20 protein-coding genes are annotated in these 25074 nt (G+C 70.1%); 13 read left to right on the forward strand and 7 right to left on the reverse strand.

Annotation, left to right across the window (positions count from 1 at the left end):
- Nucleotides 1-35: 35 nt before the first annotated feature.
- Both AW272_RS26925 and AW272_RS26930 read right to left on the reverse strand, forming a co-directional pair.
- A complete protein-coding gene (locus AW272_RS26925) occupies nucleotides 36-1034 on the reverse strand; it encodes an acyltransferase family protein (protein ID WP_066370747.1) in 999 nt (332 codons plus the stop codon).
- Nucleotides 1027-1845, reverse strand: a complete 819-nt coding sequence (locus AW272_RS26930) for an alpha/beta hydrolase (RefSeq protein WP_083958729.1) — start codon at nucleotides 1843-1845, stop codon at nucleotides 1027-1029. Before AW272_RS26930 ends, AW272_RS26925 begins: the two co-directional genes overlap by 8 nt.
- 101 nt (nucleotides 1846-1946) lie before the next feature.
- Between AW272_RS26930 and AW272_RS43840 the strand changes: the two genes are divergently transcribed.
- From AW272_RS43840 to AW272_RS26945, 3 genes are all read left to right on the forward strand, one after another.
- Nucleotides 1947-3014 (forward strand): sensor histidine kinase, encoded by a 1068-nt coding sequence (locus AW272_RS43840; RefSeq protein ID WP_066371130.1) that lies wholly within the window; start codon nucleotides 1947-1949, stop codon nucleotides 3012-3014.
- On the forward strand, nucleotides 3011-3646 hold the full coding sequence (locus AW272_RS43845) for a response regulator (protein ID WP_066370750.1): 636 nt from the start codon (nucleotides 3011-3013) through the stop codon (nucleotides 3644-3646). The genes AW272_RS43840 and AW272_RS43845 overlap by 4 nt, the downstream gene beginning before the upstream one ends.
- A gap of 575 nt (nucleotides 3647-4221) precedes the next feature.
- A complete protein-coding gene (locus AW272_RS26945) occupies nucleotides 4222-7383 on the forward strand; it encodes an FG-GAP-like repeat-containing protein (protein WP_218011086.1) in 3162 nt (1053 codons plus the stop codon).
- Nucleotides 7384-7434: 51 nt separating this feature from the next.
- Here the strand turns inward: AW272_RS26945 and AW272_RS26950 are convergent, their stop codons facing one another.
- On the reverse strand, nucleotides 7435-8652 hold the full coding sequence (locus AW272_RS26950) for an MFS transporter (protein WP_066370755.1): 1218 nt from the start codon (nucleotides 8650-8652) through the stop codon (nucleotides 7435-7437).
- 120 nt (nucleotides 8653-8772) lie between these two features.
- Here AW272_RS26950 and AW272_RS41060 point away from each other — a divergent pair, with 120 nt between their 5' ends.
- The gene (locus AW272_RS41060; RefSeq protein ID WP_275527323.1) at nucleotides 8773-8994 is read left to right on the forward strand and encodes an ATP-binding cassette domain-containing protein; all 222 of its coding nucleotides are present in this window, start codon (nucleotides 8773-8775) and stop codon (nucleotides 8992-8994) included.
- Between the two features lie 111 nt (nucleotides 8995-9105).
- On the opposite strand, the gene AW272_RS26960 is transcribed toward AW272_RS41060, so the two are convergent.
- Nucleotides 9106-10407, reverse strand: coding sequence for a M23 family metallopeptidase (locus AW272_RS26960; RefSeq protein WP_066370763.1), 1302 nt, complete (start codon nucleotides 10405-10407; stop codon nucleotides 9106-9108).
- A 244-nt stretch (nucleotides 10408-10651) separates the two neighbouring features.
- On the opposite strand from AW272_RS26960, the gene AW272_RS26965 reads away from it, so the two are divergent.
- Nucleotides 10652-11419, forward strand: a complete 768-nt coding sequence (locus AW272_RS26965; RefSeq protein ID WP_169807638.1) for a helix-turn-helix domain-containing protein — start codon at nucleotides 10652-10654, stop codon at nucleotides 11417-11419.
- Nucleotides 11420-12041: 622 nt separating this feature from the next.
- Here the strand turns inward: AW272_RS26965 and AW272_RS26970 are convergent.
- On the reverse strand, nucleotides 12042-12416 hold the full coding sequence (locus tag AW272_RS26970) for an SgcJ/EcaC family oxidoreductase (protein WP_066370768.1): 375 nt from the start codon (nucleotides 12414-12416) through the stop codon (nucleotides 12042-12044).
- Nucleotides 12413-13120 (reverse strand): SDR family NAD(P)-dependent oxidoreductase, encoded by a 708-nt coding sequence (locus tag AW272_RS26975; RefSeq protein ID WP_066370770.1) that lies wholly within the window; start codon nucleotides 13118-13120, stop codon nucleotides 12413-12415. The genes AW272_RS26970 and AW272_RS26975 overlap by 4 nt, the downstream gene beginning before the upstream one ends.
- Nucleotides 13121-13195: 75 nt before the next feature.
- On the opposite strand from AW272_RS26975, the gene AW272_RS26980 reads away from it, so the two are divergent.
- Complete coding sequence (locus tag AW272_RS26980) at nucleotides 13196-13804, forward strand: TetR/AcrR family transcriptional regulator (RefSeq protein ID WP_066370773.1); 609 nt, start codon at nucleotides 13196-13198, stop codon at nucleotides 13802-13804.
- 170 nt (nucleotides 13805-13974) lie between these two features.
- Here the strand turns inward: AW272_RS26980 and AW272_RS26985 are convergent, their stop codons facing one another.
- The gene (locus AW272_RS26985; RefSeq protein WP_157518807.1) at nucleotides 13975-14415 is read right to left on the reverse strand and encodes a hypothetical protein; all 441 of its coding nucleotides are present in this window, start codon (nucleotides 14413-14415) and stop codon (nucleotides 13975-13977) included.
- Between the two features lie 144 nt (nucleotides 14416-14559).
- Between AW272_RS26985 and AW272_RS26990 the strand changes: the two genes are divergently transcribed.
- From AW272_RS26990 to AW272_RS27020, 7 genes are all read left to right on the forward strand, one after another.
- Nucleotides 14560-16812 carry a S8 family serine peptidase gene (locus AW272_RS26990; protein ID WP_066370788.1) on the forward strand — a complete coding sequence of 751 codons (2253 nt, stop codon included), beginning with the start codon at nucleotides 14560-14562 and terminating at the stop codon, nucleotides 16810-16812.
- A 96-nt stretch (nucleotides 16813-16908) separates the two neighbouring features.
- A complete protein-coding gene (locus tag AW272_RS26995; protein WP_066370790.1) occupies nucleotides 16909-17493 on the forward strand; it encodes a winged helix-turn-helix domain-containing protein in 585 nt (194 codons plus the stop codon).
- A complete protein-coding gene (locus tag AW272_RS27000) occupies nucleotides 17490-18728 on the forward strand; it encodes an MFS transporter (protein WP_066370793.1) in 1239 nt (412 codons plus the stop codon). Before AW272_RS26995 ends, AW272_RS27000 begins: the two co-directional genes overlap by 4 nt.
- A 128-nt stretch (nucleotides 18729-18856) precedes the next feature.
- Entirely contained in the window at nucleotides 18857-19876 is a 1020-nt protein-coding gene (locus AW272_RS27005; protein WP_066370795.1) for a DUF4331 family protein, read from the forward strand.
- A gap of 110 nt (nucleotides 19877-19986) precedes the next feature.
- The gene (locus tag AW272_RS27010) at nucleotides 19987-21651 is read left to right on the forward strand and encodes a hypothetical protein (protein WP_066370796.1); all 1665 of its coding nucleotides are present in this window, start codon (nucleotides 19987-19989) and stop codon (nucleotides 21649-21651) included.
- A 5-nt stretch (nucleotides 21652-21656) separates the two neighbouring features.
- On the forward strand, nucleotides 21657-22700 hold the full coding sequence (locus tag AW272_RS43850) for a hypothetical protein (protein ID WP_066370797.1): 1044 nt from the start codon (nucleotides 21657-21659) through the stop codon (nucleotides 22698-22700).
- Between the two features lie 216 nt (nucleotides 22701-22916).
- Nucleotides 22917-24632, forward strand: coding sequence for a hypothetical protein (locus tag AW272_RS27020; RefSeq protein ID WP_157518808.1), 1716 nt, complete (start codon nucleotides 22917-22919; stop codon nucleotides 24630-24632).
- Nucleotides 24633-25074 lie beyond the last annotated feature (442 nt).

Genomic DNA, 25074 nt, shown 5'->3' on the forward strand with positions numbered 1-25074 from the left:
GGCGTTCATCGGCACGCCCGAGCCATCGACGAGAGTCAGTGCGACCCCCGCAGTCTACCCCCGGCCCGGCAGGCCAGCAGGGCGAGCGCGAACACCGGCAGCCAGGCCAGCCGGGCCGCCACCCAGCCGGGATCGTCGGGCACGGTGTGCAGCCCGGCCACCGGCGCGGCGGGCAGCGCGAGGGCGGTCACCGCGATGAGCGCGGTCTGGTGCCACACGTACACGGTCATCGCCGACAGGTTCACCGCCGCCACCCCGGCCCAGAGCGGCGGCCGTCGCATCGCCGTGCGCAGTGGCCCGAGCAGCAGCAAAGCCGCTCCCACCTGGGCGAGCCCGAACGTCACCGCAGCGAGCGTGGGCGGCGACTGGTTGGACAGGGCCGCGCCGGGCACGCCGACCATGGCGGCCGGATAACCGCCGATCCCTATCAGCACGCCGGTCGCCACACCCCCGCCGATCAGCAGCGCCCACCCGTTGAACCGCCGCCACGACAGCCCGACGCAGTAGGGCACCAGCCAGGCCGCCCCGACGTTGATCCACCCGATCCAGCCGGGTGCGCCGAGGACGAACCGCGCCAGGTCGACCGACGCCACCACGGCCAGCGGCCAGCCTGGATGCAGCCTCGCCACCAGTGGCGCCACCACCATCAGAGCGCCGTAGACGGGCAGGAACCAGAGCGGTGCCCACACCAGCTTGGCCAGCGCCGTGACCGTCGCCGGTTCTGTCCCGTACGCCAGCATGACGACCACCGCCATGACCCAGACGGCGGCGAGCGCGGGCAGCGGGCGCAGCAGCCGGGTCAGCCGGAGCCGCACCGGGGTCGTGCTCCGGGCCGCGACCATCCCGCCGACCAGGAAGAACAGCGCCATCGTCTGGAGGAGCCAGGACATCGGAGTCAGTTCGGGCAGGTGCTTGAGCGGGCTCGTCACCCTGATCGTGCCGCTGTCGGCGACGAGCGCGGTGACGAGCCAGTGACCGCACACGACTCCGGCGATGGCTACGGCGCGCAGCGCATCGATCCCCCTGTCACGCATGGGCGACGATCGCGGCGATGCTCTTCAGGGAGTCGCCCAGCAGGTAGTCGCCGTGCCCGGCGTCTCCGGCGTCGAACCGGCGTGCGCCGAAGCCCGGTGACAGCGGGTCGGGGCCGAAGACGGGCGGTACGTTCGCGATCCAGTCACGGCGCCCGCGCCCGGCCCAGACCGTCGCCGGAGTGCGGAGAGCGGGGACGCTCGAGGTGCCGTACAGAACCAGGTTCTTGACCGGGAGACCCGGCGCGGCCCGCGCGCAGACGACGGCGCCGTAGGAGTGACAGAGCAGCGAGATCCTGGCCTGCGGAAACGCGGCGGCGAGCCGGATGACGAACGCGCGCAGACGCGGGGCGGCGGCGACGGCGCGGGCGGTGGTCACCGACCCGAGGCTGACCAGGCGAGGGGTCGGGTAGCCGAGCCAGGCGACGACCGCCGACCCGGCGCCCAGAGCGGCCCGGAGCCGCATCGCGCCACCCCGGAGACGCCCGTAGGCGTCGAGCGTGGTGCCCGCGCCGGGGACGACGACCGCGACGGTCCGCGCTGGAAGAGTGCCGAAGAGCTCGACCGCCTGCCCGCCGTCGTGACCGTCGAACGCCAGAAAGGTTCGTTCCAGTACGGCCATCGCGCGCAGCGACGCCGCCCGCGTGAAGTGGCCCCGATCGGCGGCGAACCGGGCCGCGCGGCCGATCGCCTCCCTGGTGAGGACCTGGTGCGCCGGGCTGAACCCGACCGGTGTCCCTGGCGGCGCGGGGATCGTCTGACCGCCGACCGGCAGGGCCACGGACGCGGCGACGAGGAGTGCCCACAGCTTCATGCCGGGGACGATGCCGAAAGCCACCGATGCGACACATCGGACAGCGGGTGTACGACCACGGTCCGATCCCCGGGAAGGAGCCCGAGCCTACGATCGGGACCATGCGTTGGGTGAAACCGGCTTTGTGGACGGCCCTGCCGTGGGCGGCCGGGGTGCTCGTCATGGTCCTGTCCCGCGGTGGCTCCCCGAGCGCCTCCGACGTCCTCGTGCTGGCGGTCACGACGGTGCTGGTCGTGGCGGGTGGGGTGCTCCTCGACCGGTGGCCGCTGCCGGGGCTCGCGCTGCTGCTGGTCACCCTCCCGCTCGGGAGCGAGCTCTCCATCGGCGTCCTGCCGTTCACCCAGTTCGTCGTGGTCGCCTTCGGCCTCTACCGGATCGCCGCCGTCGCCGCCCCGCGCACCGCCTGGATCGCGCTGGCGGGCGCGGCGGGCGTGCAGATCGTCTTTCTCCTGTACACCCCCCTGATCTCCTATTACGTGCTGGTCCTGGTCTCCGTGATCGCCTGGCTGCTCGGCCGGGCCGTCCGGCAGGCGCGCGACCACACGGCCGACAGGGTCACCTGGACCACCGCCCAGGCCGTCACCGACGAACGTCTGCGCATCTCCCGCGAGCTCCACGACACCGTCGCCCACTCCATCGGCGTGATCGCCTTCCAGGCCGGGGCCGCCCGGCGGGTGATCGAGACCCGGCCCGCCGAGGCAGCCCAGGCGCTCGGCGAGATCGAGACGGCCGGGCGCGACGTGCTGGCGGGCCTGCGCCGCATGCTCATCGCGCTGCGCGACGGCGACACGGCCCCCGCCGCCGGGCTGGCCGACCTGCGGCGGCTCACCACGGCCGGGGTGAGCGTGGAGTTCCGGGAACTCGGCGGGCGGCGCGCGCTGCCGCCGGAGGTCGACGCGGCGGCGTACCGGATCATCCAGGAGGCCGTCACCAACGTGGCCCGGCACGCCGCGACCGGATCGTGCGTGGTGACGATCGACTACCGGGAGGACGGGCTGGCCGTCGAGATCGTCGACGCCGGGCGCGGCGCCCGGGGACAGCTCGTGCCGGGGTTCGGGCTGGCCGGCATGCGGGAACGGGCCGCCCTGCTCGACGGCGAGTTCACCGCGGGCCCCGCGCCGGAGGGCGGCTTCCGGGTGGCGGCGCGGTTGCCGGTGGAGGCGCGGTGAACGTGCGGGTGCTGCTGGCCGACGACCAGCCGCTGATCAGGACCGCGCTCCGCATGGTGATCGCCGACGCGCCCGGCCTGGAGGTCGCCGGTGAGGCCGGCACGGGCGACGAGGCGGTCCGCCTCGCCGGGGAGCTCGCGCCCGACGTCATCGTGATGGACATCCGGATGCCCGGCATGGACGGCATCGAGGCGACCCGGCGGATCACCCGGGCGTCCGCGTCCGCCCAGGTGGTGGTGCTGACGACGTTCGACGACGACGAGAACGTGCACGGCGCCCTGCGCGCGGGCGCGTCCGGGTTCCTGGTGAAGGACATGGCGCTGGACGACATCCTGGCCGCCATCCGGGTGGTCGCCGCCGGAGACGCGCTCATCGCGCCGGGGGTGACCCGCCGGTTGATCGCCGCGTTCACCGGCCGGCCGACGCCGGGCGCGCTGCCCGGGATCACCGAACGGGAGCGCGAGGTCCTCACGCTGATCGGACGCGGCCGGTCGAACGGGGAGATCGCGGCCGAGCTGTTCATCAGCGCGGCGACGGTCAAGGCGTATGTGACACGGCTGCTGGTGAAACTGGACGCGCGGGACCGGGTCCAGCTGGTCATCATCGCGTACGAAACCGGACTGGTGCCGTGAGGGCTACCGATGTCAGGTGACCGAGGGCAGGGCGAGCTCGAACGGGCAGCCGCCGGGCACGGAATGCGAAAGGGCGCGGCCCGTCGTTCATCTGGGGAAACGCCGGGCCGCCGGTTTCTCTCCTGAATATGAATGACGTTTTCCGTCCGGAATGCCGGTCGACCGGCATGACCGAAGGTGGCCAGCCGGGCCGACGGGAACCGGCGGGGCGCCGCGATATCGGCCTTTATTTTCGTGGACGAATTTCCGATCGGCCTGGCGTGAGCCGCCTGGCGACGTCCTCACCTCATGAAAGAACCCGCAGGTGAGGAAGCCGTAAGGAATCGGTAAGGCCTCATGGGTTGACAGCGGAGAATTCGCTTTCACTGGCCGGAAACATAATCACGGAAAGCGGCCGGTCGGCAACGCATCGCGGAATCCGGCGCCATTCGTTTTTATCGTCATCTCGCGTTCATCTCCCGTAAACCGCTCGGCACTTCGGGCGGGTTTGTATGCGCGTTGAGGATTCTAAGAGCCCGTCTCAGCTCGCCGGGGGCGTCCGCTCCCGGCGGCTCCTTCTCATGAGTGGAGACAGCGTGGCTGTCAGTTCTGTCGTCATTGTCGGAGCGCGGAGGCACGGGCAGCCGCCACGGTCTCGCGGGTGGGGCCGGATCGCGGTCGCGATCGTCGTCCTTGTCTCACTGGTGGTGAACCTGGCCCAGCCGGCCCAAGCCGCCGAGGGACTGCCCACCACGCAGACGTTGGCCTTCCCGCTCCCCGAAGACATCGACCGCGACATGCTCCAGGGCGCGATCGAGGACCTCAACGACCGTCCCGGGACCCTGAGCGACGCGATGCACGAGCAGTCGAACCTCTACGGGGTCGTTCTTCCGGAAGCCCCGCCGTTCATGGTCGAGACGGACTTCGACGGCGTCCTCTCGCTGTCGGGCTCCAACTTGGTGCTGACGATCGAGGCCGACGCCGTTCAGGCCCAGGACCTCAGCTGGTGGGCGGACGCGCTGGTCTACGGCGCCACCCTGGTGCTGCAACTCGTGGTCCGCTCCCTCTGCGTCGGCGCCTTCGCCGCCGCCAGTGCCGGCACGGCGACCCTCCCCGCCATCGCGCTCTGCGCCGCCGTGGGCGGTTTCATCCAGCAGATGATCTATCAGGCGATCGTGATCACCACCTCGGGCCGGACGACGGACCTGAAAGCCTGGGGAAACGCGCTCCTGAAATCCGTCTTTTCAGCCGCCCAGGGGATCGCCTGGGAGGGCGGGATCAATGTGTTCGCCGGAAAAATCCTGCCGCTGTGGTTCCCGAAAGCGGGCACGTGGCTGGTCGAGAGAGGCACCGCCCTCATCGGCTGGCTGGAGGAGGTCGGCGCCGGCATGTACCGGCTGGGCCTGAAACTGAGGACCGAAGGGCCCCGTTTCGTCGAGGGCTTCATGGAGGCGTGGCGCTCGCTGGCCCCCAGGAGCATGAATCTACGCGTCCTCCCCTTGGGTGACTCGATCACCTACGGGGTCGGCACGCCGGACAACTCCAGCTACCGGGCCCGGTTGTCGAGCCTTCTCCTCGGCGGCGACGTGGACACGCTCGACTACGTCGGCGCGGGGCGGAACGGTCAGCTGGCGGACCGGGACCACGAGGGACACCCCGGCTGGACGATCAGCGACATCAGCGGAATCGCGTCGTGCACCCTCCGTGAATACCGGCCGAACGTCGTCACGTTACACATCGGCACCAACGACATGCGCCAGGAAACCGGGGCGGCCACCGCCCCCGACCGGCTGCGCGGGCTCATCGGTAAGATCGTCGCCGCGGCCCCGGAGACCACGGTCCTGGTCGCCACCCTCATCCCGTCGACGGCGCCGGCGATCATGAACCGCATCCAGCGCTACAACGCGGCGATACCCGGCATCGTGGCCGGATTCCAGCGCGCGGGCCGACCCGTGTATCTGGTCGACATGGGCGCGGTCACGCCGGGAGACATGACCGACTCCCTCCATCCGAACGCGAACGGCTTCAGGAAGATGGCCGAGGCGTTCAACAAGACGATCGACGACGTCGAGCGCGCGGGCGCCTTCCTGACCGCCAGGGACGGCTTCCCCGACGCCTGCGGCGACCTCCCCGGAAACGACGGTCCGGAGAACCCGACGACCGAGGGAATGGACGGCTGGAGCTTCGAGGGCATGGTCGCCTCCGGCGTGGGAGCCACCCACGAGGAGGTCAGGTTCGCCGACCTGAACGGCGACGGCCGCGACGACTACCTGGCGGTCGGCACCCAGGGCCAGGTGCGCGCCTGGATCAACAACCGCAACGGGGGCGGCACGTCGTGGACCTTCCTGGGCCAGGTCGCCTCGGGGTCCGGGCCACGCGATTCGATCCGGTTCGCCGACATCAACGGCGACGGCCGCGACGACTACCTGGTGGTCGACGGCCAGGGCTCGGTGCAGGGCTGGCTCAACGTCGGCACCGGCGACGGCGTGTCCTGGGCCTCCCAGGGCCTGGTCGCCTCGGGCGTCGGAGCCTCGCGCGACGAGGTGCGGTTCGCCGACGTCAACGGTGACGGCCGGGACGACTATCTGGTGGTGGACGCCCAGGGCGTGGCGAAGGGCTGGCTGAACAACCGCAGCCCGAGCGGGATGTCCTGGGGCTACGCCGGAGTGGTCGCCTCGGGTGTCGGCGCGACGCGCGACCAGGTGCGGTTCGCCGACATCGACGGTGACAGCAGGGACGACTATCTGGTCGTCCAGTCGCAGGGGCAGGTGCGGGCCTGGCTGAACACCTTCGGCGAGACCGGCGCGTCGTGGCTGGTCCAGGGGCAGATCGCCGCCGGCGCCGGGGCCTCGGGGGCCGGCGTCGAGTTCGCCGACATCGACGGCGGCGGCAACGCCGACTATCTGGTGGTGAACGGTTCCGGGCAGGTCTCGGCCTGGACCAGCGACGTGTACGTCACCGACGACCGCTGGGACCGCCAGGGCGTGCTCGCGTCCGGCGTGGGCGCGACGCTGCCGGAGGTGCGACTGGCCGACCTCAACGGCGACCGCCGCACGGACTACCTGGTCGTCGGCGCAGGGGGCGAGGTACGCGCCTGGCTGAACGACCGCGCCAACGGTTCGGCGTGGAAGTACCTGGGCCAGGTCGCCGCCGGCGCCGGGCCGCGCGAGGAGGTGCGGTTCGCCGACCTGACCGGTGACGGCCGCGACGACTATCTGCTGGTGGGCGCGCAGGGTCAGGTGAAGGCCTGGTTCAACGTCGGCACCGGAGACGGCGTGTCGTGGCAGGCGAAGGGCGAGATCGCCACCGGGTCGGGGCCGCGTGACTCGATCCGGTTCGCCGACATCAACGGCGACGGCCGCGACGACTATCTCGTCGTCGGCCCGCAGGCGCAGGTGACGGCGTGGTTCAACACCCCCGGCGGAGGCGGCGGCGTCACGTGGGTGTCCCAGGGTGACATCGCCTCCGGTTTCGGTCTGCCCGGCTCGATGATCGACTTCGCCGACATCGACGGCAACGGCCGGGACGACTACCTGGTGGTCAACGAGCACGGCCGGGTCTGGGCCTGGCTGAACAACCGCGGCGGCGGTGGCGCGACCTGGCTCACCCAGGGTCAGATCGCCGCCGGTGCCGGGGCGCTCCGCGACCAGGTCTTCCTGGCCGATTTCAACGGCGACCGCCGCGACGACTACCTCGTCTCGTCGGCCACGGGCGTCGTGACGGGCTGGACCAACAACGGGCTGGTCCGCAAGGGCTGACCGGGCCGTGACGTTCCCCCGTCCGGAGATGAGGTCACACCGGACGGGGGCTCAGTCGTCATGGGCGATGAGCATGAGCTGACGCCACAACACGACCAGGAACACCGCCGAACCGGCGAAGGCGAACCAGAACGGCGCCGCGACGCCGAAGTGCGTGGCCAGCACGCCGCCGATCAGCGAGCCGACCACCAGACCGGCGTACACGCAGACGGTGTTGACGCTGCCCACCCGGCCCTGCAGCTCGGCCGGCACCGCGCGCTGGCGGACGGTGATCGAGGTCGTGCCCCAGATGAACGCGTGCGCGCCGAAAACCAGGAAGACGCCCCCGGCGACCCACGGCGAATGGGTCAGGGCCAGGCCCAGGTGGGTGAGGGTCTCGATGACGAGCCCGATCCGCATCAGGGCGCCGAGGCTCACCCGGCGGGTGATCGCGCCGTACAGGCCGGTGCCGATCAGGCCGCCGATCCCGCCGATCGTGGTCATCAGGCCGAAACCCAGGGCGCCGAGCCCGAGCTGCTCCTGCGTGTACAGCACGAGCACCGACCAGGCCGCGCCGAACGTGAAATTGAAGATCAGGATGGTCAGCGCCAGGGTGCGGACCGCCGCGTGCCGGAGGGTCCAGCCGAAACCCTCGACCAGTTCCCTCATGGCGTGCTGCCGGGGGATCTCGGTACGCGGTGGCAGCGTGATCCGGGTGACCAGCACGATCGCCGCCGCCACCAGGAGCAGCTGGCCGGCGAACGGCCAGGCGAGCCCCAGGCCGAACAGCGCGGCGCCGACCGGCGGCCCGGCGAGCTGGTTGAGCGTGATGAATCCGGTGCCCAGGCGGGCGTTGGCGATGACGAGGTCGTCCCGGCCGACCATCATCGGCGTCAACGCGGCCGTCGCGTTGTCGGCGAACACCTCGGCGACGGCGCGCAGCGCCAGCAGCGCCAAAGCGGTCGCCACGGTCACCGTGCCGGTCGCCATGAGCGCGACGAGCGCCACCAGGATCAGGGCCCGCACCGCGTTCGCGACGAGCACGATCAGGCGCCGGTCGTGGCGGTCGGACAACACTCCCGCGTACAGGCCGAACAGCAGCGGAGGCGCCCAGCTCACCAATGCCGACAGCGAGATCAGCAGCGGGTCGCTCGTCAGCGAGGCGACCAGCAGCGGGCCCGCCGCGGCGGCGATCCCGTCACCGAGATTCGTCAGCCAGCTCGACGCCAGCAACCACCGGAACCCCCGCCCCAGCCGGGCGGGCAGGACTTTCTCCACGACTGTGACCACGGGCGCAAGACTCTATGGTCGAAGACCACCGACGGCAACGCGTTTTCGCGTGTACGTGCTGGTCTGGCCACCAGCACCCGTACCTGTTCGACGGCACGATCCGCGACGACATCCTCGCCGGTGACCGCAGCGCGGATGACGACCGGTTCGGCCACGCCGTCACCCTCGCCCGAGTCGACGAGATCGCGGCCCGCCTCCCCGACGGGGACCGCACCACCGTCGGGGAGGCCGGCGCCGCCCCTGTCGGGCGGGGAACACCAGCGGGTGAGCATCGCCCGCGCCCTGCTCAAGCCGACGCCGATCCCGCTGGTCGACGACCCCCTGCCCGCATCGCCGCGCTGACCGTGGGGCCCGGCCACGCCGGGCCCCATGCCACCATTGTGATGGGTGGGTCAGATTAGGGCAGGCTGCCAGAATGATCAGGAAGCCTGCCCTGGGATGCCGTTGGTCGAGTCAGCGGGCGATGCCGTGGCTGTCTCTGCCGTTGCCGTCCCAGTCGCCGATCACCGGCAGATCACCGGCGTCGCCGTAGGGGACGGAGTGGGTGGTCTCGGTAGCGGTGGTCACCGGGCTGGTGCGGTAGTAGAACCCGGAGCCCATCCGGACGCCGACGTTGTCCTTGCCGTCGCCGTCCCAGTCGCCGACGAACGGCAGGCTGTTGGCGTTGCCGTACACGAAGGCGTACTGGGCCTGGCCGTTGGACGGGCTGTTGCTGAGCAGGAAACGCGCCGTGCCGGGGTCGTAGGCGCTGATGGTGTCCTTGCCGTCGCCGTCCCAGTCACCGGCCAGTGGGATCATCGGGGTATCGCCGTAGGCGACCGACACTGTGGTCTCGGTGGCCGAGCTCACCGGGCTGGTCCGCATGTAGAACCCGATCCCCATGCGGACGCCGACGTTGTCCTTGCCGTCGCCGTCCCAGTCGCCGACGAAGGGGACGCCGTAAGGATCTCCGTACAGGAAGGTGTATTGAGCCTGACCTGAGGCGGGGTTGTTGCTGATGAAGAAACGACCCGCGGTGGGGTCGTAGGTGCTCACCGTGTCCGTGCCGTCGCCGTCCCAGTCGCCCGTAATGGGCACCATGGGGCTGTTGCCGTAACCGAAAACCGGCCGGGTCGCCCCGGTGGCGTTCTGGTCGTCGGACAGGTAGAAGTCCAGGACCCCGAGGTCGGGGGAGCCGCCGCAGTTGCGGCTGGTGACGTTCCGGTAGGTCTGGTTGTTGGCGCTGCCGTAGGAGACGCCGTTGAACGTGGGCTTCACCCGTTCGGCGCCGGCGAAGCCCCAGGACGCCTCGCCGTTGCCGTTCGCGTCGTAGCCGAGTTCGAAGTGCAGGTGGGGATGGTTGTTGGACGTCGGGCCCGTGCGGCCGACCTTTCCGATGACAGCGCCCTGCTGGACCCTGGCGCCGACGCTGACGGCGCGGGACTGCAAGTGCAGGTAAGTGGTGAAGTAGCCGCCGCCGTGGTTGATCTGGATCACGTTGCCGGCGTTCTCGTGGTAGTACGACTTGTTCACCGTCCCGGCGGCGGGTGCCGACAGCGTGGCTCCCTCGGTGCCCACCTGGTCGGGCTCCTTGACCATGTCGAGCCCGGGGGCGTGGCCCCAGGTGTCCAGCCGCCACTGCTGACCGCAGGGGAACGGCAACTGGAGGTTGGGGGCGGCCGCGGCGCTCGCGGGGAGAGCCGGCAGACCGGCGACGAGGACGGCGAGCGCGGCCACGACCTTCACCCGGGAGGGGAGGGAAACGAACAGACGCATGATGGCGCATCTCCTGATGGACGAGTGATTTGTGATCATCTTGGGATGACGATCATCACCGTGACCGGCCCGCCGTCCCGCAACAAGAGGCCTGGGAAAACTCAGGACGAGTGGGACGGAAACCCGCTTTGACCAGGACCGTCCCGGCCCGGCTGGGATGTGGCGAGAATGGTCAAAGATGCTGGTGGCTCTGCTGTTAGCCTTCGGGATGTTGAACTCGGGCTCGAAACTCGAGGAGCCAAGGTTGTCAGAGCCCTCCGAGGTAGAAGACCTAGCCGCATATCTGCGCCAGCTGAAGGACAAGACCGGCCGGAGTTACGACGCCCTCGCCAAGCGGCTCGGCGTCGGCAAATCCACCCTCCACCGCTACTGCTCCGGGGAGGGCGTGCCGCCGCGCTTCACTCTCCTGGAGCAGTTCGCCAGGGAATGCCAGGCGGGCCAGACGGAGATCGTCGAACTGCACCGGCGGTGGGTGCGGGCGCATACCGTACAGGCTCCTGAACTCGAACAGCCTGCCGAGCCACCGGCACCGCCGCTCCCTCCTCCGCCTCCCGCAGAGCCGGTTCCCCGCCGGAACCGCACGTGGTGGACCGTCGTGGGGCTGGCGGCCCTGATCGTGGGCGGATTCCTGATCTGGCGCCTAGGTCAGGGCGTCACGGCGGACGCGGATACCGCGAACCACTGCACCGAACGCAGCGGGGTCAAGCACGTCGACGCCAGACAGGGCGGGGTGTGGACTAAGGACTTCGTGTGCGTCAACCGGCCCGACACGCCGCTCTACGTCAACGTGGGCAGCACCGAGAAGATCGCGGTCCTGGACACGCCGAAGAGCTGGTTCGTCTGCTGGGAGCTCGGACGGGTCCAAGGTGACGGGGGAAGGGTCTGGTACTACACCCGGGGAGACCGCTCGGAGCCGGGCAAGGAGCGCTGGGAAGGGTGGGGCTACGTCGGCTCCGAACACGTCGATGCCACCACGCATCCGCTGCCGAACATGCCACGATGCGACAAGTGACTCGCCTGCGGAGACAGCAAGTCGCGGTGGCGGCCATCGCTCCGGCGCTTAGCGTTCGGCGTCCTGAGGTGGCGGGGGCGGAATCCAGCCGGCTTGGCCGGGGGCAGGGTCGGTAGACCGGTGTTGCGGGAGGAGTTGTCGGGCGGCCCGTTGGCGCGGTCGTATTTCGCGCCGGAGGGGCCACTCGGGAAGGTGATCTCGTTGTAGACCTCGTCGGCGGTGTTCGTCCCGGTGCAGAACGGCCAGCCGTAGTTTCCCGGCCCGGTCACCCGGTTGAACTCGACCTGACCGCCGGGCCCGGGACTGGCGCTCGGCCCACCGGCGTCCGGGCCGTAGTCGCCAGGTAGACGATGCCGGTGGCCTGGTCGACGCTCATCCGGAACGGGTTGCGTAGGCCCATCGGTGCTCTCGGCCACGGCGATACCGGGCGACGGGATGGGGTGCCCCCCGTCCCGCGACCCGGATCTCCCTGGGGAGACCCGGGTCATCCGCCCGGACAGTCGCCGGTGGAAACGATCGCCCATTTTGTGACACAGGCGTTGTGGATCATGGGCCCCTGGACTGAACAACTTTTTCGCATCCTCGAAGTCGCAGGTGGCGGCCCCGGAGTGAGAGAACGCTCTTAACGGAAGCCCGCCGGCTTCAACGAGACGTGGTAATGACCGACGAGCCACCGGTCGCCGGTGCGCTCCAGGACCATCGTCACGTGCCGGTGGACGACCTCCTCGCCGGGGGAGGTGAAGTCGGCGGCGGCGTAGCCGGTGATCACGTCGTCCGCCGAGCGGCGCGCGTCGATGATCTCGTAGTCGACGCCGAGCCCCGGGGGCTGGCCGTCGTAGTAGTCCACCACCGAGGCGCGTCCGCGCGAGGGTTCGGGGTGGGCGCCCTGGAACAGCGCGTCCTCGGCGAACACCGTCCCCACTTCGATGGGGTCGTGGACGTCGATGCCGTGCTTCCACACGGCCAGGACGCCGGCGAAGATCGTCTCCTCGTTCATCGGCCCGCGCTCTGTCCGCCGTCGATGTGCAGGAACTCGCCGGTGACCAGGGGCGCCTGCTCCAGGTAGATCACGCCGTGGGCGACGTCCTCGACGGTACCGGCCCGCTTCATCGGGTGGAACTCGGCGATCTGCTCCGGGGTCGCGCCGCCCAGGAGCGGGGTGTCGATCAGCCCGGGGGAGACGGCGTTGACCCGGATTCCCCGGTCGGCGTACTCGATGGCCAGCGACTTCGTGGCGGCCGCGATGCCGCCCTTGCTCAGGGAGGCGAGCACCGACGGGGTGTCGGAGCGGGCCGATTCAACCAGGGTCGTGGTGATGCTGACGATGTGGCCGCCGCCCTGCCGCAGCATCGGCTCGATAACCCGCTGGGTCAGATGGAAGAAGCCCGCGACGTTGGTGTTCAGGACGACGGCGTAGTCGTCCGGCGTGTAGTCGGTGAAGGGCTTGGCGATGAAGACGCCCGCGTTGTTGACCAGGGTGTCGACCCGCCCGAAGCGGTCGAGGGCCGTCTTGACGATCTCCGCCGCCGTGGCGGGGTCGGCGACGTCGCCCGGGACGGCGACCACTTCCGGGTCGTCGCCGCTCCTGATGGAGCGGGAGTTCGCCACGACGGCGTAACCGATCTTGCGGTAGGCGGCCACCAGGCTTTCGCCGATGCCCTGCGATGCGCCCGTGATGATGGCGACGCGCTGCTCTGACATGCGTTGATCCTTACTAGACGGTCGGTCTACTACTGACGAGTCCTAGTTATAGCCGACCGGTCATATAATGACAAAATGGGCCGAACGTCAGACGCTCGAGGACGGATCCTCACCGCCGCCACCGAGCTGTTCTCCCTGCGCTCCTACGGCTCCATCGGGGTCGCGGAGATCTGCGCGCGGGCGGGGGTGCCCAAGGGCAGCTTCTATCACTTCTTCGAGTCCAAGCAGGCGCTCGCCCTGGAGATCATCGACCTGCAGTGGGGCTCCCAGCGCGGCTACTGGCAGCGGGTCCTCGACGGCGAAGGATCCCTCGTCCACCGCCTCAAGGAGCTGTTCGCCTTCACGGTGGAGGTGCAGAACATGTCGCTGAACGAGGCCGGCGTGGTCTGCGGCTGCATCTTCGGCAACCTGAGCCTGGAGCTGAGCACCGGCGACGACCCGATGCGCGAGAGACTGCGCGCGATCTTCGACGAGCAGGTCGACCTCATCCGCCGCTCGATCGAGGCCGCCCAGGCGCTGGGCGACCTGCCCGCGATCGACGCGCGCGGCGCCGCGAAGTCGATCGTCGCCCAGATCGAGGGGACGGTCATGTTCGCCAAACTCTTCAACGACCCGGGCCAGCTCGACGAACTCTGGGCCAACAGCCTGCGCCTGCTCCAGATCACCGAACCCCAGGCGATCTAGGGGCGCAGCAGCGGGGTGATCGCCGCCGCATCCGGGCCGACCTCGACGTCGACCGCGCCGCCGGCCGCCTGCTGGCCACGGCCAACGAGATCACCGCCACCGAGCTGTGACGCCGGAAGGGCCCGGTCGCCGAGGCGGCCGGGCCCTGACCCGTTCGGGTTCCTAGCCGACTAGTCGACCCACGGGCCGCAGGTCCAAGAGCCGGGCTGGCTGTCGCCCACACCCCAGCAGGCGTGGAACCGTTCATCGCCTTCCCAGGTCTTCGAGGGGACGGTCGCGGTGTTGTGCGTGCCGAAGTTGCCCCAGAGGACCTTCTTGTACTGCGCGTTCGTGGTCAGCCAGCCGTAGCTGCCCCACAGCTGCCGCTCGACCTTCACCCACATCGGCACGCAGCAGTGGTCGCTCGTGTCCCAGACGAAGCGTCCGTAGCGGGTGGAACAGTTGGTGCCGACCACGTGCGTGCTGAAGGTGCCGTCCCAGTTCCAGTAGCTGCTGCCGCTGACCACGGACCCGCACGCTCGCGCGCTCGCGGGCTGGGCGGTGGCCAGCGGGACGACGATGCCGATGAAGAGGGCGATCGCCGTCGAGATCATTGCTCGTGTCAGTCGCATGGCCGTAAGAGTCGATCAGCGCCCTGGGTGGGAGAAGACCTTTGCGCGACAACGCAAGGGGCATCCCGCCCATCGTCATATTACCGATCAATGTTGGCAGAATTGCGGCATCTTGCCGCATAATTGCGGATATATGCTGCCCGCATGATGATCACATCTGATCGGAGCCGCCGGCCCCGGAAGACCGCGTATCTGCTGTTACTCGGTCTGCTGGGCTGGACGGTCACGACCGGCCCCGCAGAAGCCGAACCCACCCCCTCGCCGAAGATCGCGGCCGAGGTCCGGTCGGAGGCGGCGGACGGAGGCCAGACCTCCTTCTGGGTCCGCTTCGCGCGAAAGGCCGATCTCACCGCCGCGTCGGACCCCCTCGAGGTCATCCGGGCCAGGAAGGCCGTCGCCACCTCATCCCAGCAGGACGTCCTGGCCCTCGCCGACGCCGCCCAGGCCGACCACACCGCGTTCTGGATCTCCAACACCGTCCTGGTGAAGGGCGACAAGGCCCTCATCGACCGGATCGCCGCCCGCCCCGAGGTGACCGCGATCGAACCCGATGAGCCGATCGAGCTCCACACCGCCGTCACGCGACAGGCCGGGACGATGACCGGGATGATGGCCGGCGTCGAGTGGAACGTCGAGAAGATCCGCGCCGACGACGTCTGGAGCGGCTACGGCACCAAGGGCGAGGGCATCGTCGTCGCCGGCATCGACACCGGCGTGCAGTGGGACCACCCCGCCCTGGTCGGCTCCTACCGGGGCGGCGCGGCCGGGAACCACGCCTACAACTGGTACAACCCCGAGGGCGGCTGCCCCTCCGCCGCGCCCTGCGACGTCAACGGCCACGGCACCCACACGATGGGCACGATGGTCGGCGACGACGGCGTCAACCAGGTCGGCGTCGCCCCCGGCGTGAAGTGGATCGCCGCCAAGGCGTGCCCGGGCACCACCTGCACCGCCGCCTCGCTGATGCTGGCCGGCCAGTGGATGCTCGCGCCCACCGACGCCGCCGGCAACAACCCCCGCCCCGACCTGGCCCCCGACGTGATCAACAACTCGTGGGGCGGCATGGGCTACTCGGAGTGGTACTCCGACGTGATCTACTCCTGGACCCAGGCTGGCATCTTCCCCGCGTTCTCGGTCGGCAACGACGGCCCTGGCTGCGAGACGGGCGGTTCCCCCGGCATCCAGCTCGGCGCCTACGCGACCGGCGCCTTCGACGTGAACGACGTCATCGCGCCCTTCTCCAGCCGGGGTTCCGGTATGTCCTGGTACAAGCCGGACATCGCCGCGCCCGGCGTCGACGTGCGCTCGTCGGTGCCCGGCGGCGGCTACGGCGTGGCCAGCGGCACCTCGATGGCCTCCCCGCACACGGCGGCCACGGTCGCGCTCATCTGGTCGGAGGTGCCGCGCCTGCGCGGCATGGTCGACCTGACCCGGCTCGTGCTGAACGACAGCGCGACGCCCGTCCCCGACACCTCGTGCGCCTCCGCCGGTGACGTCAACGCCACCTGGGGCAACGGCAAACTCGACGCGTACGCGGCCGTGCAACTCGCCCTGGCGAACCCCGTCGCTCCCGGCGCCGAACTGCCGCTGGCCGTGGGCTACAACGTGGGCCTGCCCGGCACCCCCGACCACTGGGGCTACATGACGGTCGACGGCGACCCCGCGACCTACTGGGAGGTGCCCTCCGACCGGATCTTCGCCAACATCAACCTGGCGTTCACCAACGGGCGGCGCACCTTCGACAAGGTCACCGTGACCCTCCCGGCGAGCGAACCCGCCCGCACGCTGCGGTTCGCGGTCCGTGCCGCCTATGAGGGCTACAGCGACTACGTCACCGTCCTCCCCGAGGCGAACTACTCCTTCTCTCCCGGTACGGGCAACAAGGTGACCGTCACCCTGCCTCCCGTCCACGGGTGCTGCGTGTCGCTCCAGTTCCCCACGGGACCGTGGTCGCCCACCCTGAAGATCGCCGAGATCGAGGCGTTCTCGGCGACCGGCAAGAACGCCGCGCAGGGCCGCCCCGTCACCGCCTCGCACGCGCAGACCTACGTGCCCGGCAACGCCGTCGACGGCAACACCGCGACGTACTGGGAGAGCCCCAACAACGCCTTCCCGCAGAACTACACCGTCGACCTGGGCGCCCCGGTCAAGCTCCACCAGGCCGAGATGACCCTGCCCTCCGGCTGGCCGGCCCGCACCCAGACGATCACGATCTCGGGTAGCAACGACGGCAGCACCTACTTCCCGATCGTCGCCTCCCGCGCCTACGCGTTCGGGGCGTCGCCCACGACGGTCGGCTTCAACATGACGACCGCCCGGTACGTCCGCCTGACCTTCACCGGCAACACCGCCTGGCCGGCCGGGCAGCTCTCCGAGTTGCGCCTGCTCGCGTCCTGACGGAGAGGGCTCCCGGTCTGGGCCGGGAGCCCTTTTCCCAAAGAAGTTTTGCAAAAATACTTTTGCAAAGTGGGCCGGTCGCCCTAGCGTGCTGTCATGGCCAGTGACGAACACGAGCGCGTCCTCGATCCGGAGCGCGACGCCGCCGCGCTGAAAGCGCTCACCCACCCCCTGCGCATCCGGCTGCTCGGGCTGCTGCGGCAGGACGGGCCCGCCACCGCGAGCGAACTGGCGGCCAGAACCGGTGAGACGTCCGCCTCCACCAGCTACCACCTGCGGGTGCTGGCCAAGCACGCGTTCGTCGCCGAGGCCGAGCACCGCGACGGACGGGAGCGCCGCTGGAAGGCGGTGCACCTGGTGACGTCGTGGAGCAACACCGCCATGGAGGCCTCCGCCGGGAGCCACGCCTTCGTCGGCCTCCTGCGCCGGCGTCAGCTGGAGCATCTGGAGTCGGCGCTCACCCGGCACGAAGACGACATGGCCGCGGGCCGGCTGGACCGGGAGTGGCTGGAGCCGTCGGGCATCACCGACCTGCTCCCACGGCTGACTCCCGAGTCGCTCACCGAGCTGTGGCAGATGCTCGATGACAAACTCAGGGAACTCGGCGCCCGCGACGCGGACGACCCGCGCGCGGAGAACGTGGTCTTCCTCGCCGCCGGACTGCCCCTGGCGGCGCCATGAGCCCGTTACCGGACGTGGACGAGGCCCGGCGTCGCTACGTCACGGTCTGCGTGCTCTTCTGGCTTCCGCTGGGGCTGACCATCGCGCCGCTGGTCCTGTTGCTGACCGAGCGCGGCATGACGCTCGTGGCGGTCGCGGGGCTCGTGGCCGCGCACTCGCTCACGGCTGCGGCGCTGGAGCTGCCCACCGGGGGACTGTCCGACGTCTTCGGGCGACGCGTCGTGCTGGCCGCCGCCGGAGTGCTGAACCTCGTCGCGTTCACGCTCCTGGGTCTGGGCACCGCGCCCTGGACGCTGGCGCTCGGCATGATCCTCATGGGCGCGGGCCGGGCGCTGTCGAGCGGGCCCGCCGAGGCCTGGTACGTCGACACCGTCCACGTGCGTTCCGGGCCGGACGCCGAGCTTCGCACCGGGCTGGCCCGGGGAAGTTCCGCGACGTCCGTCGCACTGGCCGTCGGCACCCTGGTCGGGGGAGGCATCCCGTGGTTGCTGGGGGCCGACCTCGGCGGCGTGGTGCTGCCTCTGTCGATCCCGCTGCTGCTCGGCGCCGTCATCGAGATCGCCTTCGTGGGGTACGTCCTGACCGCCCTGCGTGAGCTGCCCCGGCCGGCTGCGACTCTGCGGGGTGCGCTTCGCGACATCCCCGCCACCGTCGCGAGCGGACTGCGGCTGGGCGCCCGCGACGCGATGGTCCGCCGGATCCTGCTCAGCGCGGCGGCCGTCGGCGGCGCCCTGGCCGCGATCGAACTGCTGACGCCGGGGCGGGCCGCGACGCTCACCGGCGCCTCCGAGACGGGCGCGGTCCTCTACGCCACCCTCGCCTGCGTCGGTTTCCTCTGCTCGGGTCTCGGCAGCGCTCTCGCGCCGCGCGTCGCCCGGCTCGCGGGCGGCGGCGAACGCGCGGTCCTGGTGAGTCTGGCGAGCGGCGCGCTCGGGCTGCTGCTCCTCGGCGCCACCGCGACGACCACCGGCGTGCTCGCCGGGGCGCTCGCGGCCACCGGCTACGGGCTGGTGTATCTCGGGTTCGGGGCGGCGGGGCCGAACGAGAACGACCTCCTGCACCGGCGTGTCACCAGTGCCGGCCGGGCCACCGCGCTGTCCGTCCAGTCGCTCGCGCTGCAACTGGTCGGCGCCCTGATCGGTCTGCTCGTCGGAATCCTGCCGCCGGGTCCGGTTCCCTGGCTGCTGGGCGGCGGCGTGCTGCTGGCGGGGGCCCTGCTGTGGATCCGCCGTTGAGGATCGCTGGCAAGCGAGGCCCGCGACACACGGCGACGCAACCCATGGTGCGAACACTTGCCGCTTAACCTGCAGAAACAGGGTCGCGTGGAGATCAATCCCCGACGTGCGAGCAATGGGAGCCTGACATGTCCAACCACTTCACCGGCCTCAGCCTGGGGCCGCCGCTCGGCGACCAGCGCCTCGATCTGTGCGACCTCTACGCCTTCACCGCCCCCGGCGATCCGAGCCGGACCGTTCTCATCCTCAACGCCAATCCCGTCGCGGACGCCCTGCACCCCGACGCCGTCTACCGCCTGAACATCGACAACGACGGCGACTATCTGACCGACATCGCCTTCAGCTGGGTCTTCGACCCGCCGGCGTCCGACGGTTCCCAGACCTACAGCGTCTACATGGTGACGGGCGCGGAGTCCCGCAAGCCGGAGGCGGTCGGCACCAAGATCGTGTCGGACGCCGCCGTCTCCTTCGGCCCCCGGGCCAACGTGGTCGGCAGCGGCGACTACAAGATCGCCGCCGGCAGCCGCAGCGACGCCTTCTTCTTCGACTTCGACGGCATCCAGAACCTGTTCGACACCAGCGGCAACCGGAACTTCACCGCTCCGCACCTGGGCGGGAAGTCGCCGTGGACCGGCATCGACTCCAACACCACGGCCAACGTCTTCTCCATGGCCGTCGAACTGCCGACCGCGGAACTGGCGCCCAAGCCCACGTTGCACGTCTGGGGCCGGTGCAGCGTCATGAAGGACGGTGAACTCGTCCACGCCGACCGGGCCGGACACCCGTCGATGAGCAGCTTCTTCAACACCGACGACACCAAGCTGGAGTACAACGCGAGCGAGCCGGTCAACGACCGGGCCAGGTGGACCGACCAGTTCGTCCACCTGCTGGGACACACCGGCGGTTACTCGGAGGAGGAGGCGGTGGCCGCGCTCGACGAGCACGGCCTCCTGCCGGACGTGCTGACCTTCGACCCGGCCAAGCCCGCCTCCTACCCCAACGGCCGGACGTTCACCGAGGACGTCATCGATATCCGCGTCGCGTTCCTCACCAAGAACGAGGCGCCGCCCACCGGCCTGACGCCGCACACCGACACCCTGGACCGGTTCCCGTACCTCGGCGACCCGCACCCGGCGAACGGCTCCTGACGATTGGGGCAGGTGCCGTCCAGCGGGCGGCACCTGCCTGCCCGTGCTTTTAGATATGTGGCGCTTCGGTAAGTTTGGCCTTTCCTGCGGGTGCTGGAGCATGGGCACCCGTGCACAAGAGATCGAGTTCGTCCGCCCGGAAGAAGCGGAAGTCGGCAGAGGGGACCCCCGCTCCGGACGCCCCGCTGGAGAAGAAGAAGAGCACCGCCACCGCCGACACCGAGGACCTCGTCGAGCCGGCGCCTTCGCCCGTTCCGCAGATCCCCGACGACCAGCAGCTCACCCTGGTCGCGCCGCTGCGAACGGTGATGCGGCCGGTCGCCCCACCGGCCATGGTGCCGGTCGCCGCGCTCACCACGACCCACCACAGCTTCACCCTGGCCGGCCTGACCGCGACGATCGACCACGACAAAGTCCCCGACATGGACGGGGAGAGGCAGCTGGCGTTCATCCAGCGGGCGTCCCAGGGGCTCAGGTTCGCGAACCCGCAGAACGTCCCGCAGATCCTCCTCAAGTTCACGCTGGTTCAGACCGATTGGCTGATCCACGCCCTGACGATCTGCATAGGCAACCTCAGGGCCGCCGTGGACGCCGGGCTGGACGTGAGCCTGGTGTTCCCCCGGCTGGTGCGATGGTGCCGGTCCGGTCGCGCCATGGCGAGGAACTCCGGTCAGTTCGAGCTCGACGTGGTCAGGTCCAGCGGCTGGCTGGCCTGCCACCTGATCAGTTCGCGGCGACGACCGAGCGACGTCAACCGGGTGCGCGTGCACAACCTCTGCAACCCGAGTCACATCGTCCCGGTGACTTCGGAGGACCAGTCCTTCAATTTCGTCGACGCGGACGACGGGGACGACGAGGAGGCGCCCACCGTTCCGGAGGGTGCCGTCGACAGGAGGAAACTCACCGAAGCCCTCGTGCCGGTTCTCACCGAGGTCCTCAACACGCACGCCGCCAAGACCCTCAAGGACTGGCCCACCTCCACGAAGATCGCCTGGAGCGAGGTCCAGGGGATCGCCGCCGCGGTCGAGGGGTTCATCTACGGGAGCGGGATCCCGTACACATCGGCCGACCCCACCGGGCCGTTCTTCACCATGGCCTCCTACGCCCAGACGCTGGCGAGCACCCTGGAGTCGGACACCGGCGATGACGCCGTTCTGGGCATGCTGGCCAACCGGGCCGATCTCATCGGCTGGAGCGGGCAGTACGGCAAGCCCTTCGAGGTCGCCGGTTACCACCCCGGACGGCCCGGAGACCAGGAGATCCTCCAGCAGGTGCTCAAGGGCATGCTGGAGGACGCCGAGCTGGTGCGGTCGGTAAAAATACTGATCAGGGTCACCGGCCGCAACGAGAGGTCGTCCGGGTTCATCTACGTCTGCCCGGTCTTCCGCGCCGAACTCTCCGACGCCGACAAGCGCTGGAAGCTCATCCGGACGCTGATCCACGAGTTCATGCACCGGCTCAGCCACCCCGACCTGCTGGAAGCGGCCAGGTACGTCGAACACGACCAGATCATCCACGAGGGTTTCACCGACCTCATCGCCCTGCACATCTTCGAACGGCTCGTCGCGGCGGCGGAGAACGACCCGGTGATGTGTCAGAGCCTCCTGGGGCCGGACCTGCCGTTCGAGAGACCCGACGAAGGGCTGTTCACCATCGAATACGACGAGGCCGGGGCGAAGGCGCAGCAGATCGCGCGGATCGTCGGGCTCGACGGCGTCATGACGGCCTTCTTCCTCGGCGGTGTGTCCTTCGCCGGACTCAGGAAGGGGAAGTGAACCCCATGGAGAGTCTGACCAAGAGCAAACGCGCGACCCGGTCCGAACCGAGCCTGGCCGAGTTGCTGCGCGACGGCGCGGAGCCCGCGTTCCGGTCGCTGGAGTCGGCGCTGGCGGGGGCCGGACCGACGGTGTCCCACTGGCCGACGCTGGCGGCGATGCCCCTGGTGGAAAGGTCGTGGCTGATCCACGCGGCCTACGTGCTGCGGCGGCGGGCCGCCGAGGCGGGCCCGGCCTTCGACCGGGTGGCCGCACTGGCCCGGCTGGTGCGGCACGCCGCCCGGCGGACCGCCGAACCGGGTGGGCCCGACGGTGCGTTCGAGTCCGAGGTGCTGGCGGTGAGCGGCTGGCAGGCGGAGGTGCTGCCGGCCCGCCTCCGGGTCCCGGTGTCCGGGCCCGAGGCGCGCTTCGAGGAGCGGCCTCTCTCCGCCGACCTGGCCCTGCGTCCGCCGGGGGCGGCCCTGGCGGCCGAAGACCCGCTGCAGGCGCTCGACCTGGCCGGGCAGGTCCAGCGTTTCCTGAGTTCAGGCTTCGGCCCCTACCCGATCGCCCGCCCCAACGGCCCGTTGTCCGGCGGCTACGACCTCGCCACCGCGGTCCTGAGCTCCGCGGAACGTCCCGCCGGTCTCGGCGCCCAGTCGGAGGAGCTCCACCGGCGTACCGGCGCCGATCCGGATCTGCTGCGGCGGCGCCTCACCGCCGACCCGGGCTTGTCGGAGCGGGTGCGGCACGTCATCCTGAACTCCGCCTCCCACACGGGCCATCCCGTGTACGTCCCCTTCGCCGTCCCCGCCGACGGGCGCTCCCGGCTCCACACGGACCTGGCTCACGGTCTGCTGCACCGGCTGGCCCATCCCGGGCTGATCGGCGGGGCGGAGCCGAGTCTGGTCGAGGCGCTGGTCGAACTCCTCACGTCACAGGTCGTGGTGGCGATGGGCGGCTCGCCGGGTCCGGTCACCCCGGGTGCCGTCGAACTGGAACGGCGAGTGGGAGCCGATAATGTTCGCGCCGCATTCTTCCTCGGGCGGATCGAGTTCATCGGTCGATAGACGCCGTCGCGCCGGAAGCCCGCGCCGCGGAATTTCCAGGTGGCACCTCACCTGCGCACCTTCCGGCAGGAAGCGTTTATCGAATGCCGCGATCCGGCAATGTCGAAGATTGGCGGTTATTGGCGCAGCGGTGCCGCGCTAAGATCGCGTCCCGTGCTTTCGGATGGATTCTGTCGGTTTATCAGACTTGGATTAGTAGGCCTTTTTCTTGCGGTGGTGGTCGCGGGCCTGATAGCCGGCGACGACGACTGGCTCTGGGTGGCCGTCGAATGGTCGCCGCCGGCCTTCGGGGAGTGGTTGTACGAGTCCGACGGGATCGACGCCACGATGACGGTGGTGCTGCTCGTGGCCGCCCTGGTGAAGGCGACGATCCTGTGGCTGATCCTGCTCGCCCCCCTGCGAGGGCCGCTGGACCGCAGGGAGAGGGCGCTGCGCCTGCTGCTGTACCTGGCGGTGGTGGACGCCCTCGTGCTGTGGTTCCCGATCGCGCTGCTCCCCGACGAGGTCGACGCGGTGCTGCAGCTCGCGTTGTGGACCGCGATCAACGTCCTCTTCCTGCTCGTCATCCGCTGGCGGTCGCGGGTGCTGCGCGTGGCGGCCGGAGCGATGTTCGCGGTCCAGCTGGCCGGGTTGCTCGACTATCTGCTCGACGAACTCGATCTGCTGGAGCTCGGACCGGGGGCCGTCCTCGGCATGGTCTGGATGCTGGGCGGAGTGGCGGGGACCGTCCTCACGATCATCGGGCAGCGGCGCGACGGCAGGTGGAGCCTCGGCACACAGGTCGCCGGGTGGTTGTCGCTGAGCGTCTACCTGCTGGTGATCCTGTTCAACCTGCCCTTCGGATGGAGCTTCGTCGGCAGTCTGGAGCTGACCGTCCTGATGGACACGGCGGGGCTCGTCAGCACTCTGTGGCTCGCGTCGACGGCCCGTGAACTGACCGCCGGCGGCGGCGAACCGGCGGACATTCCGCCCACGCCACGCTGGATCCGGGTCGGGGCGGCGGCGGTGGCCGTACTGCCGGTCATCGCGCTGATCCATCCCGAGCAGTCCCCGCGTCTCACGTACAGCGGCTGGGAGATGAGCTGCTACGACCGCCGTAGCTTCGGCGACGTGAAGCCCGCGGAACGCGACGCCGTGTTCCTGTGCGCGGCGCGGAGCACGGACGGCGGGGTCCCGCCCATGTTCCCCGACAGCCTGTCGGACCAGCAGGTCCTCGGGTACGGGCGGGCGCTGTGCCGGGCGAAGGACGCCGACGAGCAGAAGGCGATTCTGACGCGCGCCGGGAGCGAGCGGCCCGCCTGGGGCGCCGACCCGAGGGAGCTCGTCCACGTCTGCCCGGAGATCGTCGGCGCGGCCCAGCCCGATCTGCTCCGGTCGGAGGAGGAGACGGAGGCGGCGAACGACGCCTTCGTCGCCGAGGCGAACGCGAAGTGCCGCGACCCGTGGCCCCGGACGAAGGGGGTCGTCCAGGCGACGGCCAACTACTTCCTGTTCGCCGACGGCGACCACGGCTACGTGGTCCACGATCCCGACGACGAAGCGGGCGGTGATGAGGGGGAGCGGGCGATAGCCCGGCTCTACGACGACGACGTCCTCATCGGGGTGGCCGGCAGCACGGTGCTCGTCGGGCACGTCGAGGACGTCATCGATCTGTGCCTCACCGTGAAGGCCTTCCGCACCGCGCCGCCACGGCGGCTGTCCGGGTGGTACCAGGTCACCGAGGTGCCGATCATCAGCCGCACCGGCCGGCTCACCGTGCCGGAGATGGGCGACGGCGAAGTGGGCGCGGGCGCCCCGATGCCGAACCTGGCGATCGAGGGGAAGGGCCGCTACCGGGTCCGCGTCTACGTGCGCCTCGACCGCGCGAGCGAGGAGCACCTGGTCGTCGTGTTCCCGGGTGCGTCGAGGAAGACCCTCAAGCTGAAGCCGTGAGCGGTGGCGGCCTGTGCTGTTGGTGACGGTCCCGGGCAGGGGGTCCCCTGCCCGGTCGGCCCGTCCAGGGAAGCGCGTCCAGCGCTGAGAGCGCTCTCGCCCATCGGGCCGGGCGGCCACTGAGGAAAGCTTCCGCGCGCCTCGCACGGCCTGCTACGGGAGATCCGTGTCGGCTTGGACGTCGCGGCTCGCGACTGACGGCGGGGTGGCTTCGGCGTCGCGACACCGGACCGCATTGACCTGCACCGGAGGGATTAACCTCCGGGCAATCAGTCAGAAACATTGACGAGAGGTGTTCCGGGCACTAGTTTCCGCGCTAGAGAGCGCTCTCTTTGTGGTGGAGGGAGCTCGTCGCCGGACGTCCCCTCCGGCGCGTCCCCGAGCCCACCGCGAAACGTAGACGTCACCCGCTGTAGCCCCCGATCCGTCCGAACCCCCGACT

Origin of the sequence: Herbidospora mongoliensis, assembly GCF_001570545.1 — a bacterium.
Lineage (GTDB): Bacteria > Actinomycetota > Actinomycetes > Streptosporangiales > Streptosporangiaceae > Herbidospora > Herbidospora mongoliensis.

Bases quoted from the DNA above. Each gene is read 5' to 3' on its own strand.
- AW272_RS26930 (WP_083958729.1), bottom strand. From the start codon at position 1,845: ATGAAGCTGTGGGCACTCCTCGTCGCCGCGTCCGTGGCCCTGCCGGTC.
- AW272_RS43850 (WP_066370797.1), top strand. From the start codon at position 21,657: ATGGAGAGTCTGACCAAGAGCAAACGCGCGACCCGGTCCGAACCGAGC.
- AW272_RS26970 (WP_066370768.1), bottom strand. From the start codon at position 12,416: ATGAACGAGGAGACGATCTTCGCCGGCGTCCTGGCCGTGTGGAAGCAC.
- AW272_RS26925 (WP_066370747.1), bottom strand. From the start codon at position 1,034: ATGCGTGACAGGGGGATCGATGCGCTGCGCGCCGTAGCCATCGCCGGA.
- AW272_RS26995 (WP_066370790.1), top strand. From the start codon at position 16,909: ATGGCCAGTGACGAACACGAGCGCGTCCTCGATCCGGAGCGCGACGCC.
- AW272_RS26960 (WP_066370763.1), bottom strand. From the start codon at position 10,407: ATGCGTCTGTTCGTTTCCCTCCCCTCCCGGGTGAAGGTCGTGGCCGCG.
- AW272_RS26990 (WP_066370788.1), top strand. From the start codon at position 14,560: ATGATGATCACATCTGATCGGAGCCGCCGGCCCCGGAAGACCGCGTAT.
- AW272_RS26975 (WP_066370770.1), bottom strand. From the start codon at position 13,120: ATGTCAGAGCAGCGCGTCGCCATCATCACGGGCGCATCGCAGGGCATC.
- AW272_RS26985 (WP_157518807.1), bottom strand. From the start codon at position 14,415: ATGCGACTGACACGAGCAATGATCTCGACGGCGATCGCCCTCTTCATC.
- AW272_RS43840 (WP_066371130.1), top strand. From the start codon at position 1,947: ATGCGTTGGGTGAAACCGGCTTTGTGGACGGCCCTGCCGTGGGCGGCC.
- AW272_RS27005 (WP_066370795.1), top strand. From the start codon at position 18,857: ATGTCCAACCACTTCACCGGCCTCAGCCTGGGGCCGCCGCTCGGCGAC.
- AW272_RS27000 (WP_066370793.1), top strand. From the start codon at position 17,490: ATGAGCCCGTTACCGGACGTGGACGAGGCCCGGCGTCGCTACGTCACG.
- AW272_RS26980 (WP_066370773.1), top strand. From the start codon at position 13,196: ATGGGCCGAACGTCAGACGCTCGAGGACGGATCCTCACCGCCGCCACC.